General features: G+C 56.4%; 18 protein-coding genes. 8 read left to right on the top strand and 10 right to left on the bottom strand.

The annotated features are described in order from the left end of the window. Positions 1-24: 24 nt before the first annotated feature. The 5 genes from hxsC to NKH22_RS30530 all read right to left on the bottom strand — a co-directional run bounded on the left by hxsC (position 25) and on the right by NKH22_RS30530 (position 5,089). The gene (gene hxsC, locus NKH22_RS30550) at positions 25-1,185 is read right to left on the bottom strand and encodes a His-Xaa-Ser system radical SAM maturase HxsC (RefSeq protein ID WP_352912279.1); all 1,161 of its coding nucleotides are present in this window, start codon (positions 1,183-1,185) and stop codon (positions 25-27) included. Position 1,186: 1 nt separating this feature from the next. Next, positions 1,187-2,644: a His-Xaa-Ser system radical SAM maturase HxsB gene (hxsB, locus tag NKH22_RS30545; protein ID WP_352912277.1), complete on the bottom strand. Its 1,458-nt coding sequence runs from the start codon at positions 2,642-2,644 to the stop codon at positions 1,187-1,189. Continuing rightward, positions 2,637-2,969, bottom strand: a complete 333-nt coding sequence (locus NKH22_RS30540) for an HxsD-related protein (RefSeq protein WP_352912275.1) — start codon at positions 2,967-2,969, stop codon at positions 2,637-2,639. The genes hxsB and NKH22_RS30540 overlap by 8 nt, the downstream gene beginning before the upstream one ends. Further along, a complete protein-coding gene (locus NKH22_RS30535) occupies positions 2,969-3,229 on the bottom strand; it encodes a hypothetical protein (protein WP_127218519.1) in 261 nt (86 codons plus the stop codon). Before NKH22_RS30535 ends, NKH22_RS30540 begins: the two co-directional genes overlap by 1 nt. Before the next feature lie 153 nt (positions 3,230-3,382). Then, positions 3,383-5,089: a RecQ family ATP-dependent DNA helicase gene (locus NKH22_RS30530; RefSeq protein ID WP_352912274.1), complete on the bottom strand. Its 1,707-nt coding sequence runs from the start codon at positions 5,087-5,089 to the stop codon at positions 3,383-3,385. 51 nt (positions 5,090-5,140) lie between these two features. Here NKH22_RS30530 and NKH22_RS30525 point away from each other — a divergent pair, with 51 nt between their 5' ends. From NKH22_RS30525 to NKH22_RS30510, 4 genes are all read left to right on the top strand, one after another. Then, entirely contained in the window at positions 5,141-6,175 is a 1,035-nt protein-coding gene (locus NKH22_RS30525) for a DUF4238 domain-containing protein (protein ID WP_352912272.1), read from the top strand. 361 nt (positions 6,176-6,536) lie between these two features. Next, on the top strand, positions 6,537-7,205 hold the full coding sequence (locus NKH22_RS30520) for an HNH endonuclease (protein ID WP_352912271.1): 669 nt from the start codon (positions 6,537-6,539) through the stop codon (positions 7,203-7,205). Positions 7,206-7,461: 256 nt separating this feature from the next. Next, the gene (locus NKH22_RS30515; protein ID WP_352912270.1) at positions 7,462-7,956 is read left to right on the top strand and encodes a hypothetical protein; all 495 of its coding nucleotides are present in this window, start codon (positions 7,462-7,464) and stop codon (positions 7,954-7,956) included. Positions 7,957-8,071: 115 nt separating this feature from the next. After that, positions 8,072-9,298 (top strand): HNH endonuclease, encoded by a 1,227-nt coding sequence (locus NKH22_RS30510; RefSeq protein WP_352912268.1) that lies wholly within the window; start codon positions 8,072-8,074, stop codon positions 9,296-9,298. Between the two features lie 61 nt (positions 9,299-9,359). On the opposite strand, the gene NKH22_RS30505 is transcribed toward NKH22_RS30510, so the two are convergent. The 5 genes from NKH22_RS30505 to NKH22_RS30485 form a co-directional block, all read right to left on the bottom strand. Next, positions 9,360-11,114 carry a DUF6538 domain-containing protein gene (locus NKH22_RS30505; protein ID WP_352912266.1) on the bottom strand — a complete coding sequence of 585 codons (1,755 nt, stop codon included), beginning with the start codon at positions 11,112-11,114 and terminating at the stop codon, positions 9,360-9,362. A gap of 467 nt (positions 11,115-11,581) precedes the next feature. Next, a complete protein-coding gene (locus NKH22_RS30500) occupies positions 11,582-12,391 on the bottom strand; it encodes an ImmA/IrrE family metallo-endopeptidase (RefSeq protein WP_210164341.1) in 810 nt (269 codons plus the stop codon). A gap of 121 nt (positions 12,392-12,512) precedes the next feature. Next, positions 12,513-13,016, bottom strand: coding sequence for a helix-turn-helix domain-containing protein (locus NKH22_RS30495; protein WP_023686069.1), 504 nt, complete (start codon positions 13,014-13,016; stop codon positions 12,513-12,515). A gap of 13 nt (positions 13,017-13,029) precedes the next feature. Then, complete coding sequence (locus tag NKH22_RS30490; RefSeq protein ID WP_023808456.1) at positions 13,030-13,659, bottom strand: hypothetical protein; 630 nt, start codon at positions 13,657-13,659, stop codon at positions 13,030-13,032. A gap of 4 nt (positions 13,660-13,663) precedes the next feature. Then, entirely contained in the window at positions 13,664-13,879 is a 216-nt protein-coding gene (locus NKH22_RS30485; protein ID WP_031209255.1) for a ribbon-helix-helix protein, CopG family, read from the bottom strand. 135 nt (positions 13,880-14,014) lie between these two features. Between NKH22_RS30485 and NKH22_RS30480 the strand changes: the two genes are divergently transcribed. Genes NKH22_RS30480 through NKH22_RS30465 form a run of 4 tightly spaced genes read left to right on the top strand, consistent with a single transcriptional unit; the run spans position 14,015 to position 17,282 of the window. Continuing rightward, the gene (locus NKH22_RS30480; protein ID WP_023686066.1) at positions 14,015-14,737 is read left to right on the top strand and encodes a multiubiquitin domain-containing protein; all 723 of its coding nucleotides are present in this window, start codon (positions 14,015-14,017) and stop codon (positions 14,735-14,737) included. 1 nt (position 14,738) lies between these two features. After that, positions 14,739-15,260, top strand: a complete 522-nt coding sequence (locus NKH22_RS30475) for a hypothetical protein (protein WP_023731941.1) — start codon at positions 14,739-14,741, stop codon at positions 15,258-15,260. Next, positions 15,211-15,783 (top strand): Mov34/MPN/PAD-1 family protein, encoded by a 573-nt coding sequence (locus NKH22_RS30470; protein WP_155927479.1) that lies wholly within the window; start codon positions 15,211-15,213, stop codon positions 15,781-15,783. The genes NKH22_RS30475 and NKH22_RS30470 overlap by 50 nt, the downstream gene beginning before the upstream one ends. Then, complete coding sequence (locus tag NKH22_RS30465) at positions 15,780-17,282, top strand: ThiF family adenylyltransferase (protein ID WP_023731939.1); 1,503 nt, start codon at positions 15,780-15,782, stop codon at positions 17,280-17,282. Before NKH22_RS30470 ends, NKH22_RS30465 begins: the two co-directional genes overlap by 4 nt. The last annotated feature ends 462 nt before the right edge of the window (positions 17,283-17,744 follow it).

The raw sequence follows: 17,744 nt of genomic DNA, 5'->3' as shown, positions 1-17,744 counted from the left end.
ATCGCATTGCGAGGACGTTTCCCATCATTGGAACGCTGAAATGTGCGAACTCCGCGCAAGGCTGCTTGACGAAAAGAAGCCACCGCACTCGTCCCGACGGGAGCATCGCGTACACTCATCCATGTACTCGTTCTTCCAATCACTGATCGAACGCTTCGCGTATCGATGAATGGAGTGATCCAGAAGACAGAGCTGGTGATTGTAGACTGAAACATTGATCCTAGCCGCAGCCAGATATTGCACAGCCGCCCGCAACTCACTTCGATAGTCGTACGGGTCCATCCAGAGCTTATCCATATTTGCCCTTGTGAAGCCAGTGATCTCCAGCCCCATGAACGTCACGTGGTCTACGAAGGTGAGGTTTCTAAAAATGAAATCTGACAGGTCGGCGAGACCTTCATAGGTCTGCTTGTGAACGACAACTCGTATCTCAACCTCAGCCCCGACGGACTTCAGATTCATGATCCCGCGGATGGTCTCATCGAAAGCGCCTTTGGATTGAACGACATAGTCGTGCACTTCCGGGTCCGCTGAGTAGATCGGTATACCAACGGAAAGACGAGGATGCCCGATTGCTTGATAGCGATGCGAGAAGGCCTTGTCCTTAAATGTCCGGCCATTGGAAAGAATATGAACCGGCGTAGAAGGAAGGTGGTCACGAGCTGATGACAAAATGTCAAAAAAGTCCTCGCCCACCAGCGTCGGCTCACCGCCAGTGATCCCGAGAAACGGGGTCGTTGCGGGCAGCAAGGGCAGCACATCCAAAATCTCCCGCGCCAACCAGCGATCGTCAACGTCTTTGGGTGGCTGGGAGCACATCAAGCACAGGTGGTTGCACCGCTCCGTTACGAGGAAATAGTTCGCGTTGGCATCCTTTCTGAACAGGACACGCACTGCCTTCCGATCCGGCACAAAGCGGATCACGTCTCCCTCGCTGAGGTAGTCGAACTCGTGGGGTAGAACGACTAGTCGTCGGTCCGAAAACCGTCGCTCAGCCTCCGGCCGATGCTCCTCAAAGGTGACAACCCACTGGCATTCAGGATGAAACGCCTGCCCCTTGAAAAGATACGCATCATGCCCCGGGTTAGACGCTTGATCAGCTTGGCCCGTCACGAGCCTAAGTGCCACTCGCTGTGAGAAGTCACCGACGCTTGCTGACGCAGCGAAGCCACTCAGTCGCAACATCCTAATTCGCCCAACTTAGAAAGAGTTCTCGGGCGGTAACGTCCCTCTCCATAAGGTCGATCAGTCTCTTGAAGATCGACATGTTGCGATTGCAGAATCCCGACCGCGTTTTGAGGCCAACAAAGTCGCCCTGCGTTGCGGTATGGAACACTGGATCGGAGCCACAGAACGGTTCGTAGGCGCAGTCGGCGCACATCGGTACGGAGCTTGCAAAAGACTGCTCGATAGGATCGAGGAGAGCGTCGGACCCGAAAATCTCACCGTACGTGTGTTCGTGGACGTTTCCGAGCAGAAATGTCTTGTCGCCCATCTCAGCCAACATGCGAGCTTCGTCGGATGCGTAGACGCTGGCGTCGTAGTTATAGACAACGGCGGAGATACCGATACCTGCCGGGCTCATCAGGTCCACATATCCCGGCTCGAAAGGCGTGAGCATCTTTGTGAGGATGGTGGCCGCGTAAAACTCCTTGAAGGGAATGCCTTTCCGATTCAGTTCGAGGATGTAGTTCAGCCCGTCGAAATAGAAGTCGAGCCAGCGGTCCACATCGTAGGCGGCGTATGATTTTGTCTTGACCGCGAAGCCGTAAGGGGAAAGCGGCCGAAGGAATATTCCGGGGAAATCTAGCCGCACGTATTCGTCAATGATCTCGCGCACCAGTGGAAGGCTGGCTTTGGTCGTCGTCATAAGTGCGCTGACGCGTTCATGGCCCAGAGCCAGTCTGGCCTTGTGGATGCCTGCCACAGCCAATTCATAGCTGTTCTTTCCCGGGCGCGGTCGATTGGCATTGTGAAGAGTAGCCGGACCATCAAGCGACGTAGAAATTAGGACGCTGTGCTCGCGGCAAAACTCCAAGATTTCGTCCGTAACGACAGCGAGATTCGTGGTGATAACGAATTGCAGCGACCGCCCGACGACCTTGTTGATCGCTTCAGCCCGATCCACGATGTGTTGGATCAACGGGAAATTCAGAAGCGGCTCGCCGCCCTGGAACTCGATCTTGATAGCCGGACTTGGAGACTGGAAAATGAGCGCCAACGCCTTCTCGGCAGTCTCCTCTGACATATCGAAGGCTGAACGATCTTCGCTTTGGCGAGATACCTGACAGTAAGGGCAAGAGTGCTCGCAACGCAGCGATACGACCATTATGTGAAGCGATGTGAAGTTCTCCAGCCTTTTTGCTTTAGTCCGAACCTTCAGCGCCAGCAGCTCCTTGCCGATATTGGAGGATGCATCAAAGAGGAATTGCCTGCTGCGCAGGCGGGAGTAAGCGGGGTGTGTGCTGGGAAGCTCGTGCCTGACAAACGAGGCCAGCACGGCGCGCGGCAATACCAGATATTCGCCCGCTTGGTTGGTCAGCACATACCGCTCGTCGTCCAACTGGGAAAAACGGAAGTACGCGAGCTGGTACGTGTCGTCCAACGGTCGCTGGAACTCAGTTGCCGGAGCAAACTTAGTCATCGGACTGTAGGCCCGATCTGGAAAACGCCAGCGCCAGTATCGCGTTTCTAACCGTGGCGGTTTCGGCGGCGATGCTGCTACGCAGGTCCTGATCCAAGACCTCTAACCGCAGCCTTTCTATCGCTGCGTCGGCCGAAGCTCGCGCGGCCGCCTTATTGAAGTTGATCGTGCATACAGCGAAGCCGCCCTCGATCATGATCTCAACCGCAGCGTTTCCGGTTACCCGATAAGCTGCGCGCTTCACGCAGTCGAGGCTGAAGACTGACAGATCAAACTTGACTTGGGCAGTCTGGACGAGCTCGCTATCGCGAGAGGTGTCCGACATCAACAATAGCTGTAGCCAGAGCAGTGGGACCCGTGACTAGCATGGCTTGAATGGCTGGTGTGGTACGCCATGATGACGTCTGTGCCATTTGAGCGGTCGAGCACCTCACCGTAGCCGAGGTCCGCCGGAACGGTGCCAGCTTCAGCGAGCTTTGCCGAAGGCTGATTTGCCGATTCGACAAGGACTGCAGCCTGAACTTGGCCGCCGAGAATCATCGTGGCCGACAAGGCCATTGGTGACAGGAAATTGCGCTTCGACATTATCCAAACCCCCGTTTGTACGGACTCTTTAGCAAAACGGGCTAAGCCGGACAAGTACCGATTGTGGAGGAGTGCTTAAGAGATCACTAATGCTCCAACCAAATACTGTAGTGCGGAGTTGACGGGGATCCGTCTTCTGAGCACAATCGATTGTCATTTTCGTCCTAAACGTGGGAATTCACCTCCCATGACCCGGGTAACATAAGCTATCGTGCCGTGTTTTTTGATGGTTGCGGCGTCGCAGCTATCGCAGCAAGCGGTGTGGTGGGTTCTCGGCGCACGTGTTCCAAAAACCCATTCAAGGATCCGCTCTGCAAGGCTCAGTTTGTGCCGTCCCTCGCTATCGCCGAAATAGCTGCGGATCGACTTACGAAGACAAGAAGTCGAGCGGAGCATCCCGGCCACTTGATCGATGTTCCGGGTCCGCTGCTCCAGCATGACCGCTCTTTGGTGTTCATCCCCCGGTGCATTCGAGACAGTCATCTCGGCCATGAATTTGAGGCGCCCCGTATCACCTCGGCCCTTACCGTCGTGGAACAGGACCGAGACCGACGGCTTCCCATCTCTTCCAGCGCGGCCAAACTCCTGCAATAGGTCTTCAACAGATGCTGATTGTTGCCAGTGCACCACCAGACGCACGTTAGGAATGTCGAGGCCCATGCCAAAGGCGTTGGTGCAGACTATCTGATCGACCACTGGGCGGCTCTGCCCCAAGAAGCGCTTCACGAGTTCCTGCCGCTCCCATGCAGTTCCCAGCTTGGAATGATAGAATGGGATGTCCAATCCCATCGCCGACAAAGCAGTCCGCAGTTCGTCACCCACTTTTACCGTAGGGACGAAAATCATCGCCTTCTGCCCCTTCAACTGGGGCAGCGCCAGCATGGATGCTATTTCCTGCGCCCGCCGTTCAGATCGACAATGCCGTCGCAACATCGCGATGTTTGGCCTGTCCACATCGCGGACGAACACCTTCGCGTCCGGGATGCCAAGCGAGGCGAGAATCCGGTCCTGCATTTCCTTTCCAGCAGTAGCTGTGAAAGCCAAGACCGGGGGAGCACCGAGCTTTTCCCGAACCTCGCGCAGGCGCCCGTACTCGGGGCGAAAGTCCTCACCCCAGCGGTCAACGCAATGGGCCTCGTCTATGATCAGAAAGGACGGCTCGCTACGCTTGAGTTGGCTGCGCTCCGCATCGCTGCGAACGAAGAAGCGCTCCGGCGCTACGTAGAGGAGCTTGATGGCCTTCAGGCCAAGCAGAGAAAAGCGGGTCTCCTTCTCTTCGCGGCTGAGATCGCTGTTGATGAACGTTGCCGGGATTTTCTTGGCTAGAAGGTCGGACACCTGTTCGGACATCAGCGCCTTCAAGGGAGAAACAACAAGGGCGACGCCACGCCTAAGCACGGCGGGAAGCTGAAAACATAGGGTTTTGCCGGAACCTGTAGGACTGACGACTAACACGGATTTTCCCGAAAGCGCCGCCAAAATGATCGGCAACTGGCCGTGACGAAATCGATCTAGCCCAAACAGGCGTAGAGCGGGTCCGAGGTTACCCGTCGTTTCGATCACCACTCCTTCGCGGTCTAGCCATCTCGCGAGCCTTACAGCCCATCTCTCGATCACCCTTCTTGTGAGACCACCGGCTAAGTTTGGGTGATGGCGCGCATGACAGCCGTCGCAGAGCGTGACCAAGTTCGACATTTCATCGGTTCCACCCATCGAACGGGGGAGAAGGTGGTGAATGTCGGCGCTCGCCGATTTGAGCTGGCTGCCGCAGGAGACACACCGATAACCGTCCCGTTGCAGGACCTGCTGTCGCGTAAGAGACCAACTATCCGACGGTGCGCTCAGAACAGGCTCTTTCAACTACGATTGCGATTTGTGGCGGGCGGGAGACCGAGTTACTAAATTGTATGGATGGCGGCCGAGAATCAACACTACGTTCCTAAGTTCATCCTGCGCCAGTTCCTTTCCGACGAGAAGAACGAGCGGGTCTCGGTATTCGATAAGCACACCGGAAAGACATTCGTCACGTCCATTCGAAACATGATGGCGGAGCGCCGGTTCAACGATTTCACCTTCGACGATGAATGGTTGGCATCGTTTGAGCCAATCGCATGTGCTGCAGAGGACCAAGCTCTGCCAAGCTACCGAAAGGTGCTGAAGGACCGCCGACTCAACAACAGCCCGGAGCAGAAAGCCGCGTTGGCTATGATGCTGGCGTTTCAACTTCTGAGAACTAAGGCAACCCGTGATCAATGGCAGACAATAGAGGAGGCGCTCGTCAAGAAGGTCGAAGAAAGTGGCGGGAGAATGCAGGATGTTCGAGGGTGGGAAGACTGGCAACCTATGACCGAGGACAGGCTCAAGAGAGAACACCTTCTGAGCATTCAGGGCAGCATCGGCGACTATGCCCAGATCATCGCCGCAAAAGATTTTGTGCTCGCCGAGCCCGCTCCGGGGCGTAGCTTTTATCTAGGTGACCATCCTGTTTGCCTTGCGAATGCGCTTGATTGTGGTCCGCGTGGCAATCTCGGCCTAGCTGTCCAAGGCATCGAAATCTACATGCCACTGGCATCGGATCTTATGCTGTGCGCATTCTGTCCATCGATCATCGAAGGGCTGAGAGGAACCCATAAACGAGCGAAAGAAGCTAGGCAGGCCGAAGCAGTGTCACGCGTGATGAAAGGCGAACTTTCGACGGCTGGGATGAGGCAGTTGCTGGACAGCGCCAGAGCTACAGAACGGCCAGTCGAGGAACTGCTTTCAGCGCCCACCGAGGGACGGCTCATCACATCAAACGACGACAATATGGACTACTATAACTCTCTGCAAACCTCATATGCCTATCGTTACGTCGTATGTCAGAAGGCGGACTTTGCGTTGGCAAAAACGTTAAACAGCGAGAACCCGGCGTTGAAACGCGGGCGCAGGATACAGGTTGGATTGTAGCGCGATCCGGTGGGATGGATTGGCGTTAGTTGTTGCTGGGAAATGAATTAAACTATTGGCCATCAGCATCGCTCGTTGGCGAACTAGAGGCCGTGTGTCGGTATGACGACAGTGGGGAACTATGAAGAACTGGTTTTTTCAGAATATGCCAGAAACATACAACTTGGCTGGGGCGCTAGCAGGGGGCGAGAGGGAAGTATATTGGAGAACGTCCCGGCTACAGGCCCACATTCAACTCGGAGACCGTGTCTTTCTCTGGCAAGCGAAGGGGAGCAAGCCATATCAGAGAGGCCTTCACGCTATCGCATACGTCAAGCGGGTTCCTGAGGTTCTACCCGCTGAGGCTTTAGGGCCGTACTGGGTGAAGGAGGAGTATAAAGTTCCTACGGATCCTCACACGCTCCTAGAAATATCCGAAACCGCCAACCAAAATCACCATCTGCGATACGACCAGATCTCCACTAAGCCTGATCTTCGAGGCTTCAAGGTGATCCACGGAATACAGGGGGCAAATTTCCGCATCCCAACCGGATATGCCGACGCGCTTTATCGCTATTGGAGCGAACTCGCGCAAGTCGAGCAAGCCCTAAATTCTACAACGGAAGTGCACGACAACGAAGACAGGCATGACGATACCGTCCGGTCCTTGTTCGAGGCTGAAGTCGCGAAAACCGCGCAAAAATCTTTGGCTGAACTGAAAGCGATGATCGAGTCTCGCCGAGACCCAGCTGCGAAGTACCGCCTCCCGCAACCCTACCGGATAGCGGGAACGATGCGCGATCCATTGGTTGCTGCATATGCTAGGGTACGTGCAAATCACAGGTGTGAAATACCACGTTGCTCACACGAGCTTTTTCGGAACGAAAGCGGTCTCGATTACGTGGAAGTGCATCATATCAAGCACCTCGCCCACGGAGGTCAGGATACCGTTCAGAACGTGGCCTGCCTTTGCCCGGCGCATCACCGGGAGGTGCATTTCGGTCGGAATAGACAGGTGATTGAGCGCGAACTTGCCTCCGTCAGCAGGTAAGGAACTCCACAATGTTGCATGCCATGTGTCGTTCGCTTGGTTTGGGGGATGGATGAAAAACGCTTTCAAAGTACTCATAGTTATCATTTTCGCGGTTTGGATTTCGCGTAGTCTGTATCCGACGACTCCTACCCTTACCGCGCCGTCTGACAGCAACGGGACGACCGGAACTTCAGTACAAGTCGCCTCGGCCTCTGCGGCTAAGGCGACACCTTCTTGCGACCTTGGACAGCCTAGATCAGGTGAAGTAGTCGCAGTGGTAGGCAGCTTCGAACCGCGGACCACCCCGTCAAAGAGCGGCGACAGGATCAAAAACCAGAAGGCCTCGACAATACTCGGCTCGGTCCACTACCACGAGATCGATTCCTCGACGACAGTCAAGCAGCTTTGCGCCCACGGCGACTGGAGCGAGGTCCAAATCGTCACGCCCGAATGGCTCACCTTCGTCAAAGGTTGGGTACCTAACGAGGTCCTCCGTGGAATCGAGCGGACTGGCAGCGGCATTCGCGTCTATGTGGAATCGGATTTCATCTGGGACGACGACACGTCAAAGTTCAAACTCCAGATCATAGCCGCAGCGAACAGGATCGCCCAGAATCAAGCTGGATGCGCCAATCTCGACACTGGGACGGTTTCTCTATCCCCATCACGCAGCAAACCCGGCGACCCAGTGTTTTTCATTACCTGCAGCCGCTCCGGAACGCCGTTCAACGTGTGGTTTCGGCCCAGCGACGTAGGCAACTTGAATTGAGTGATTATTTCGGGACGGCCGTCTGCGTTGGGCTCAATTGCGCAATTGGCGGAAGACACTGAGATATCTTCGACAAATCTACGCATAGCTAATATCATTCTATAGAGGGCTTTGAATGAGGGAATACATTAAGAAATCTTTGGAAATCGCTGGGATAAAGGGACCTAGTGAGTTTTTAGAGTATGTGAATAACGAGCTAAGCAATAGGGGAATTTTGCAAAGGAATGGAATTCCTGTCCGGTATAGGCGATCTGCAGTCCACTCGGTACTGTGGAGGGGCGGCGAATATTCTTCAAAGGCGGTTCTGAGATTCGCCTATTTGCTGCGTCAGGCTGAGGTTGGGATTGCAACGCCGCGATACCCGATAGGCTGGCGGCCTGATGGCAGAGGCCATGCGAACATTCTATGGCAGAACGGTGTAACGATAATTAATCAGTCTTTGCCTCCAAACCCCATCTACGTTGAGAACTCCAACCCTAATATTTCTTCGTCGAGGCTTGTTGTAGGCAATGTCTATACGCGGAAAGAACTGAAGCAGATTTTCTCGATAAGCGACGCCACAATCAATAACGGAGTGTTTCGTCCAGATGGATTTCTATCTATATGGCTATTTATAACCGAGAAAAAGACTGTCGATAGAACTCAATACGTAGATCGGGTTGTGGATGATGTTATTCACTGGAATGGACAGACTCAGGGCAGGACGGATCAGGCTATTATTCGGCACGAGCGGAATGGCATTGAGTTATTGGTATTTCATCGCCGCGACAAATCAGAGCATCCCGGTGCTGGCTTTCGGTACCTCGGACAATACGCTTACGTATCCCACAATGGTTCCAATCCTACCGACTTCCTTCTGAGGCGACGTCACTCAGCTCGCTTGGATGCCCATCAGGCAGATGTGACGCATTTCGACCCCGATGATGTTGTGGACATGAGAATTCGCATCAACCGGGAGATTGCTCAGCGTAGAGGACAGCAAGCCTTTCGCAACAGTTTACGTGTTGCGTATGGCAACCGGTGTGCTGTATCGGGCAGCTTGCTATTGGATCTGCTAGAGGCCGCTCACATAACTCCATACCTAGGAGCTGCTACAAATACCGTAGACAATGGACTCCTGCTCAGATCGGATATCCATACGCTCTTTGATTGTGGGCTCCTGGCCGTCGATCCGGATTCTTACAGGATCCTGCTGCAAGGTAACCTTATGTCCAGTGAATATGGATGCCTTCATGGACAGCGGCTAAACCTTCCGTCGAGTCCTGCTCATCATCCTAGCCGATTGGCTCTGAAGCGACATCTTGATGATTATGGACCTGGATGGGGCCTTTTGAGTGACTGAGGGATTGATGTGCTGCACATCAGTTGTTTCTCGGGCGGGCACGGATGTTCCGCTTGATTGTTTAACGCAGCGTGATGCGCCCTGATCCTACCCGCTTTCCCGTCAAGTCGGGTTGGGCATCGAGAACTCCAAGCGAATAGGCGCTCAGTTTCGCGATCTCTCCCACCATGGTCTTCAGCGTGACCTCACCGTATGTGTCGGCAACCGTCCTAGCCGCCTGACCCTGTATCGCATCTAGAATGCGAGGAGGGATTCCGGCTTCCATGCCGATTGTTTTGAAGCGGTGACGCCAGCCATGATTGGGCGCCACATTCGGGTCCGGAACAAAGTTACGCCCGAACTCGGCGAGCCGGTTCTTCAAGCCGCGCAAAGCTCCCCGGACATTTTCGGACGAGTCGACGTTCAAGAAAAGGTGACCGTCGGCAGCCTCTTGGACAAAGGCAGGGAACTCTAAATCGATCACCTGCTGGTGAAGAGGTACCTCGCGGGCTTCATTGGTTTTGACAGTTCCAGCTTCAGGGGTAATGCGAATTGCCCAGCTTCCGTCTCGCGAGAAGACATCCTGCTTTCGCAGCTGAGCCAATTCGCCGACGCGAGCTCCTGTGAACGCGCACAGCCACGGTATCCATCGCTTGGCCGCAAACGTCTTCGGATTCTCCTTTCCTCGCTGATGAGATAGAGCGCCAGAAAGGATCGCATTCGCCTCGTCGTCCGAAAGGCTCTTCGATCTGTGGCGCGCAGGCTTTCCCACCTTTAAGGTCACACTGGCAGCCGGGTTATGAGCGACGATTTGATTCGCGACGCCCCAGTCGAATACGACTCTCAAGGCCGACAGATTGCTGTCCTTGACTGTCTTTGCCGAAACCATTTTTCCGGTCTTTGGGGATGGTGTGCTCAGTCGGTGATCTTTGAATGCTATTACATCTTTGGTTGTGACCTTCGATGCATCGTCGTGTCTGAGAAACCGGACAAGATAGGCAAAGGAGTCTCTGTAGCTTTCATAAGTGCTCGGTTTTCGGCCCGCTGCTCTGCTTTCCTTCCACCAACCCTCCACGAGTCCAGTTAAAGTGGCTGTACTGGATTTCGCCTTCGCGGGTGCCTTTGTAGGCGCTACCGAGTTTGCCGAGCGACGAATCCACTTGGCAGGCTCGTCTGCTAGTTCAAGCTCTCCTTTTTCAAGCTTTCGCAGCGTCAAGCTAGCTCGCTGCAACGCGGCCCCTACTGCTCGTGCAGTTTTATGAATGCTCCAAGGATCGTCGCTGAAGCCATTTTTTTCCAGGATGTCCGTAGCCCTGCCTACGCATCCGGCTCTCATCGATTTCCAAAAGATATTCTCGATTGGCATTGTCCCCGGGATGGGATCGGCGATGCCTTCCACTCCAGCAACTGGATCGGTGGAGGGCAACGGGTACCTTTTCCACAGGCCCTCATAGAGGTCGGTGTGCCAGTGGAGCTGTTCACTCGGATTCTCGCGGAATCTTGCGATCCATTCGTCGTGCACGGCCGTGGCGAAAAGGTGCGCGTCACGGTCGGTGATGAGGCGCGGGGTGAGTTTATTAACAGCAGCAGTGGCGCGGATACCTGAATTGTGTCCTTTGATCGACCCGCTTCCGAGCCGAAGTTGCATCCATTCGTGTTCAAACTCCGCAAGGACCTCTGCGTATTTTCGCTTTGCCTCTTCGGGGTCCTTCGTTTCGAGCGTCTTGTTGACTTCTCGGCGGCCGGTCAACACGACAATGTCGGCTGGTACCCGCTTGCGGAACCAGTACACGCCAGTCTTTCGGTGTTTGACGGGACGGCTCATCGCTAGGACCATGTGTAACACCCCTGTGTAGCACTCGGGCAGCCCTAAGCATATAATTTTGTTGGTTTTTCAGCTACATCAACACCCTAAGAGGGTGATGGTGCCAGAGGCGGAATCCAAGTGGAGAAAATCCCGCTTTCGTTTCAGAGACTTATGCGAAGGTTGGCCGCATCTGCTACCAACAGAAATACCAACAAAATATTTCTGTGGATTGGTTCGGTTCCTGATATTTCTCTCAATGCCTCGCACCTGCACCTTGTCTTTTCCGGTTCGGTCTAGATCCTTCTTGGTTATTTATCATCATGCGGGGGGGTCAAGTGAAGACCACGGCTGGCCAAGACGACTCAATGAAAACGATGGCCGCCTGCGACCCTAATGCGCCCTGGTATCGGCCGTTCGTTCACGCAGCTTAAGCCTGGAAGCTTCCGTTCCCTGACCAGCGGACGTAGCCGGGCGAGCTTATTAGCGCCGCAGCGGTATCACTTAACCGGTGTTATCAACGGAGCCGGGCGCCTGTGTACGGCATAAGTCAGGATCGCGTGGTGGTTGCAGAAGCATTCGATCGCGAACTCGTGTCGGACTCCGTTCGCGTCCGTCAACACGACGGTTCCGTCGAAAATCGGACCTCTCCTAGCCCGGCCGGCACTGGCCCTGAGAAAGTTCCAACAGAATTCCTGAGTGATCCCCGGAAACCGCGTCCTGAACGCGGGTGAGCGGATGAAGTATCGCACGTCCTTGCCGCCGGGGTCGCGGCCGATATCGTCGTGGTGCGGATGGGCGCTGACCATCCCGAATGCCGGCGTTTCGCCATCCCGCTCCTCGACCGTGCGCCATAACGTGGTGGTTATCGTATTGCCGTAGCGCTTGGCCAGATTCTGGATGGACTTGAAGGTAATCTCGACGTCGCGAGCCTCGCACGCGAAACGGTCCTGAAGGAACAGCAAGCGTGCGGCGGCGAAATTAGCCTCCGCCTCCACATTGGCATGGCAGTTCGGATCGAGCGTGTACTGATCGTCGCCGAACAGGAAATCCTTGTGCCAGGGAATGAAACTATGCCCAACCTCATGGGCCTCGATCCATCGTTTCTTCGCGTCGGGAACCTGTTGGTCGATCAGGATGCGATTGCCGTCGGGTATCCATAAGGCGGAGAGGTTGGCCTTCTTGATCACGTCGATCAGAATGGTCGGACGGGCGATAACCTGCTTGCCCGCCACCTTCATCCTATGCGCGACTTCCTGCAGGAGCGTCGGATTGGACAAGCTATAGTACTTGAGGTCTAGCGCGAGCAACTGCCGGACCTCCGGGAGACGGAGGGGCGGTTCGGGATTGCCGAGTTCGCGGAGAATCCTGTCAACGAGTCCTCGGATGTCGTCCGCCTCATATGCTCCGACCGTCCCCTCCATCATCGGTTCATTTCTGCCCCAGCACCAGAAACTTGACGAAACTGTCCAAGACCTGTTGCTCGTGCTTACTGAGCTTGGACAAATCATCGGACTTAGCCGCGAACTTCTGGGCCTCTTCCTGCAGGACCTCGTCTCTAGTAACAGTAGCGCCAGAGAGCTTCATCAGCGCTCGTGGCGGCATCCTAAAAAACTCGGCCAACTGGTGAACGGTCCTCGGCCTGGGTTTGTAGTTGGGGTCCCGTTCGATCAACCTGATCTCGGCGGCCTCCACCCGCGCCTTTGCGCCCAAGGTTTCAACCGACAATTGGTCGCGTCGTCTCAACTGGCGTATGAAGACCCCGAAGGCGTGCTTCATTTCGACCACGTTGCCCGCGTCCGACACAAGTTCGGACGGCAGGAACATCCCTATATTGTCGATGGCTTCCAACGGCCATCCCGCGTCATGGTCCGTATCCGGATCGGACTCGATCTTTCGCCGGAGCCAGTCGCGTGAGATAAGCATCTCCATCATCTGCTCCTTCTGTTTAAGTGAGGAAGGCGCGCGCTTGTGCTTCGGTCATCTCAAAGTAGCGCATGCGCGTGTCGTCGATTTCCAGGTCGGTCATTCCAACCACATCTCGATACCAAGCTTCGGCCTGTGGCAAGGCGTGCAGGCCTACCCGTCCCCTGAATTCCTCTTGAACACTCAAGCTGATCGCGGCAACCATCATGATGCGCCCCACGCCCTTGAAACGAGGGGACGCATCGAAACGCGGTCTGTTCCAAGGCGCGGTAGCTAGCAGGTCCACCGTGACCAGCGGCTTGCCGCGTTGCGAGGGTTCTTTGGCAAAACCTGCAGTCGTCACGAGCATCAGGCCCTGTGTGGCACCTTCCGCCACGATCGCGAACGACTGCCGGTCAAGCCGGTTTGACGCCATGTCGACTTTCTCGGACCATCGCCAATGAGCGTCCTGGATGTCGTTATCGCCGAGGAATTGCAGGTTGTATTGGCCGGCGGCTTTCAGTTCCGCAATCCTGGCTTCCATGAGCGGGCGCCACGAGCCGTCTATATCGGCGACATTGCCGGCATCCGCGGGGCTGAGGAGATGGGATTCCGTGAACTTGCCGGTCCGACGGTCTAACAGGTCGTAGGTACCGATGAGGCTACCCGACATGGCTTCAGTTCAGCATCATGAGCTCGGCCTTTTCCTTGGTGGAAGGGTGTTCGAAGAATACCTTCTCGCCGCGTTCTATTCTGTCCGTGATGGATTGGTAGAGCCTGAGGGCCTGTCGGACTAGGGCGGTCTTGGACAAACCTTTTTCATCGGCGAGGCGATCGACCAGATCCATCTCCTGCGAACTCAAATTCAGCGTCATCGTACGTTTTTCAACCATAGGGTCCTCCTTGACGGTCGCGCGTTCATATCATTATCCACGAGGCTAGTCAACAATTAATAGCTACACATCACGTATTGACTAGCTAAGAAATAGCTACTATTTGATGTGATATCGAGACGCAGGAGAAACCAAATGAACGACAGCGATCCCATTCGCAGCATCCATATCGCCGGCACCGACCTGGTGTTCCGCGCGGTTCCCGTAAATGACCAGACCCCCTCAGGGGACCAGATCGCCCTCGCCGCGGGGTTTTCGTCCGACGATTACAGCTATGTCCTGCAGATGCGGGACAACGGCGAACTTGAGGACGTCCGCAGCCGCGAATCCGTGCCCTTGTCCGACGGACAGCGGTTTATCGTCGCCCTGAGCGACCGATCCTACCGGCTTGCCTTCGCCGGCGGCCCCCTGGATTGGCCCGCGCGCTTCATCACGGCCGGAACCTTGCGCAAGCTGAAGGGCGTGGCTGCCGACAAGAGCATCTATCTGGAAAAGACGGACGAGCCCGACTTTCCCCTCGATGAAGACGACGTCATCGACCTGGATGAAGATGGCGTCGAAAGCTTCAAGGCGGGCAAGCTTGCGGGGCCAAAGAAGCAGACGGTGCGCGTCAAGCACCTGGGTGAACTGGAAACGGTGCGCTTCAAGGTCGAGTCCGGTACTACTCTGCAGTCGATCTGGGACCGGGCCTACGAGGAGCTCGACGTCATGCGCAACGAGCGTGACGTGTTCCAGGCCGAGACGGACGTCGGGACAGTGAGCCTGATGGACCACCTCGGCCTTCCTCTCGAGACGGCCCAGCAGGAAGGTTTGTGCGACAAGAAGTTCGAGATCGCGGCCAGGACCGGGGGGGCCTGAAATGGCATCGCATGGCGTCCGGCCCACCATTGACCTGCAGGCAGGCACGCAAGTGCTAGGCCAGCACTTGCCGCGGGTGCTGTCCTTCAGGGGCCAGACGATAGAAGAGCTCGGCTGGAGCCGGCCATCGGACCGGACGCTGCTTGTCCCCATGCGCGGCACTTTCGGCGGAAATACCGAAGAGTATCTTCTCCGGCTCGATTTTCTTGCCGGTTCGGACTGGCCGCCCAGCGCCAGGTTCGTCAATCCGGCGACCCTTGACTACGCCGGCCTAGCCGAACAGCACCATCTGCCCCAACTGACCTCGCCGGAGGTCCACGTCCATCCGGCTTACCAGAACCCCAGCGGGCAAAAGATCCAGCTCGTGTGCTGTTCCGCTGTGTTCGAATACTACGACGTCAATCACGGCGGCGAAGACACCACCCTCTGGCGCACGGGCGATACCTTTAATCATACGTTGGTGGCGATCGAACGTGCTTTCCGCAACCACTATTCGGGAAGATTCGATCGTCATGCAGGATGAATACCTATTGTGGCGCGACCCGGCACCCGGGCCCTATGTGCCGATCGGATCCGTCCTTCGCTTACCTCCGACTGCGATTTCGGCGACAAGCGAACTGCTTCAGCGCGCAGGCCGCCGGGAATCGTGTGTTTTCTGGTACGGCGAGCGGGACGGCGATACCGCCCTTGTGCGATCGGTCCGGGCGCCCACGCAGCGATCTATGCCCGGAAACTATCATGTGGAGCCGGATGCGATCAGCGAAATGGTGCGCGATCTGCCCGAAGGGTGGAAGCCCTTGGCTCAGATTCACAGCCATCCCGGCATGGGCACGGAACACTCGCGATATGATGACCGCATGATTTCGAGCCGCCGGATTCTTTCGCTCGTATTCCCGATATACGGCGTCCCGGCCGCGCCCTGGCCGCAAGGCATCGGCGTGCACGAGTGGCAGAACGATTATTGGCACATGCTATCCCCAGGGCAGGTCCATGGCCGCCTTGAGGTGATCGCCGCACCGGCAGTGGACAGAAGGGATTTCCGATGAGTGGCTTGGCATTGGGGGATCGTCATTCCCGACCGTTGGATGGTTTGGGGGACGTCGCGTCGCCTAAAACGATCCTCATTCGTGCCGGCGACGTATCAGGGGCAGTCAATCGCCAACACCTTCTGGTCTGTCTCGTCAATCTACTGGCTAGGCTGCATGGCTTGGTCGGTTCGATCCGGGTCGCGGTAAAAGGCGAGATGACGGTCGTCACGCCGAACGGGGCCGGTCCGGCAAATGCCTTCCAGGCCGTCGAGAACCTCGCGTCCTGGGCCAACGGCGGGCGGATACCGGTGCTTCCACCCGATGGCGTGGAGGACTTGACCATAGATATGACCGGTCAGATGCGTGGAGGCGCGAGCATCTATGTTTGGGGAGAGGGGTGGAAAGCCTGGATCGGCTCCGCTCCGCGAGCCTTCGGTGGTTCTTTCGGCCGGCGCGATTGCCTCGGCCCATACCTGGCAGCGGCCTTGGCAGCAGGCGAGGTCTTCAAGCACGCCAAAGGCTTGAAGAAAGGACGCTTCGCCCGGGATGACGCGTATTCCCTGTGGTCGGGGGAATCCGGCCGCTGGGAAGTATTGGAAGACGGTCCAGCCGTATCGGACACGCGCTTGCCCCCTTTGTATGTCGTCGGGGCAGGCGCCGTCGGTCAGGGGATCATCCAGGTGTTGGGCGCCAGCGAATTGGCAAGCTCATTCCTCGTTACCATCGATCACGACCGCCACGACCTCGAGGGCACCAATCTTAACCGGTGCTTTTTGGCCGGCCTCGACGATCTCGACCGACCTAAGGTCGAGGCCGTGGAGCGATACAGGACCTTCAGCGGACTGGGGGGCTTGGAACATTCCGGAACGCTTCGGGATTACATCCTCTCGAGCCGGTCAGGCCTGCATCCGAAGCTCGATCTGGCGGAAGCGCGGGACTCGTACGAACTCGTGGTATCGGCCGTGGACATCAATACGTCCCGTCAGGACATCCAGGGTCTGTGCCCCCGCGTCGTCGTGGGCGGAAGTACAGACGGCTTAAGGGCTCAAGCGGTGATATACGGCCTCGTCGAACAAGCCGAATGCCTGGGCTGTTGGAACGTGCCTGACGACGGAAGGGCCAAGGCCGCTGCCCGGGAAGCGGCCCTACGGGCAATGTCGCCGGAAGAACGACGGAAGGAATTGGCCGGACAGGTCGAAAACCTTGATGCAGCCTTGTCCTATCTCGCTTCTGCCGAGCCCAGATGCGGACAGTTGGGAGAAAGCGATGTCAAGAGCTTCGTAGACCGGATGCCTCCGGAGTTTTCGGCTTCGTTCGTGTCCATGGCGGCCGCCACGATGGCCGCAGCCAGCCTATTTCGAGTTACATCGGGATTGTCTTCAGATGTGAACTTGCAACCCAAGACAATTCTCCAGTTCAAGAACTTGTCGATGGCTAAAACGGTGACTGCGCGACGGAGCGGTTGCGCGCATTGCTGTGTTGTCCGTGAGGCCGGTTCTCCGGCGAAACTCGGCTAGTACTTGGCCGCGGTCGATAACTCGGTCCCCTTGGACACTACCGAAACATTTGGGCCCTGATACGCCACCACCCGGGCAGGCACGCCACCCCAGAGTCGCGTCGGTACCCTCATCGCTGAACAGACAACTGACCTTCTGGACCTTTGGTACCGCAAGGTGAAGCGACACAGAGGGCGCTGCACTTGTTCAACGCTATCCATTCTTCGGCGGCTTCCAAGGCAAGGGTTGCCAAAAGTAGACGGTCGGCTCCCGGCCCCCCTCCTGAACGTTTGTGCTCTGGCCAATAGCGGCCTGAGGAGAAACGATATGGGACATTCGCAGTATGACCTCGCCGGACAAGGCCGTCCCGGTAGTGTGCTGAGAGTTCTGCAAATTCGCGGTAGTGTGCTGAGAGTTCTGCAAATTCGCTGAGAGAGGGCGGTCATGGCAGGCTGGTGATGTTCAACGTCACCGATTCCCTGG

The sequence above is a fragment of the Mesorhizobium sp. M1252 genome, from assembly GCF_040318265.1.
Lineage (GTDB): Bacteria > Pseudomonadota > Alphaproteobacteria > Rhizobiales > Rhizobiaceae > Mesorhizobium.
The sequence above is the reverse complement of the archived record's forward strand: the minus strand, read 5'-3'. Positions and strand labels throughout refer to the sequence as shown.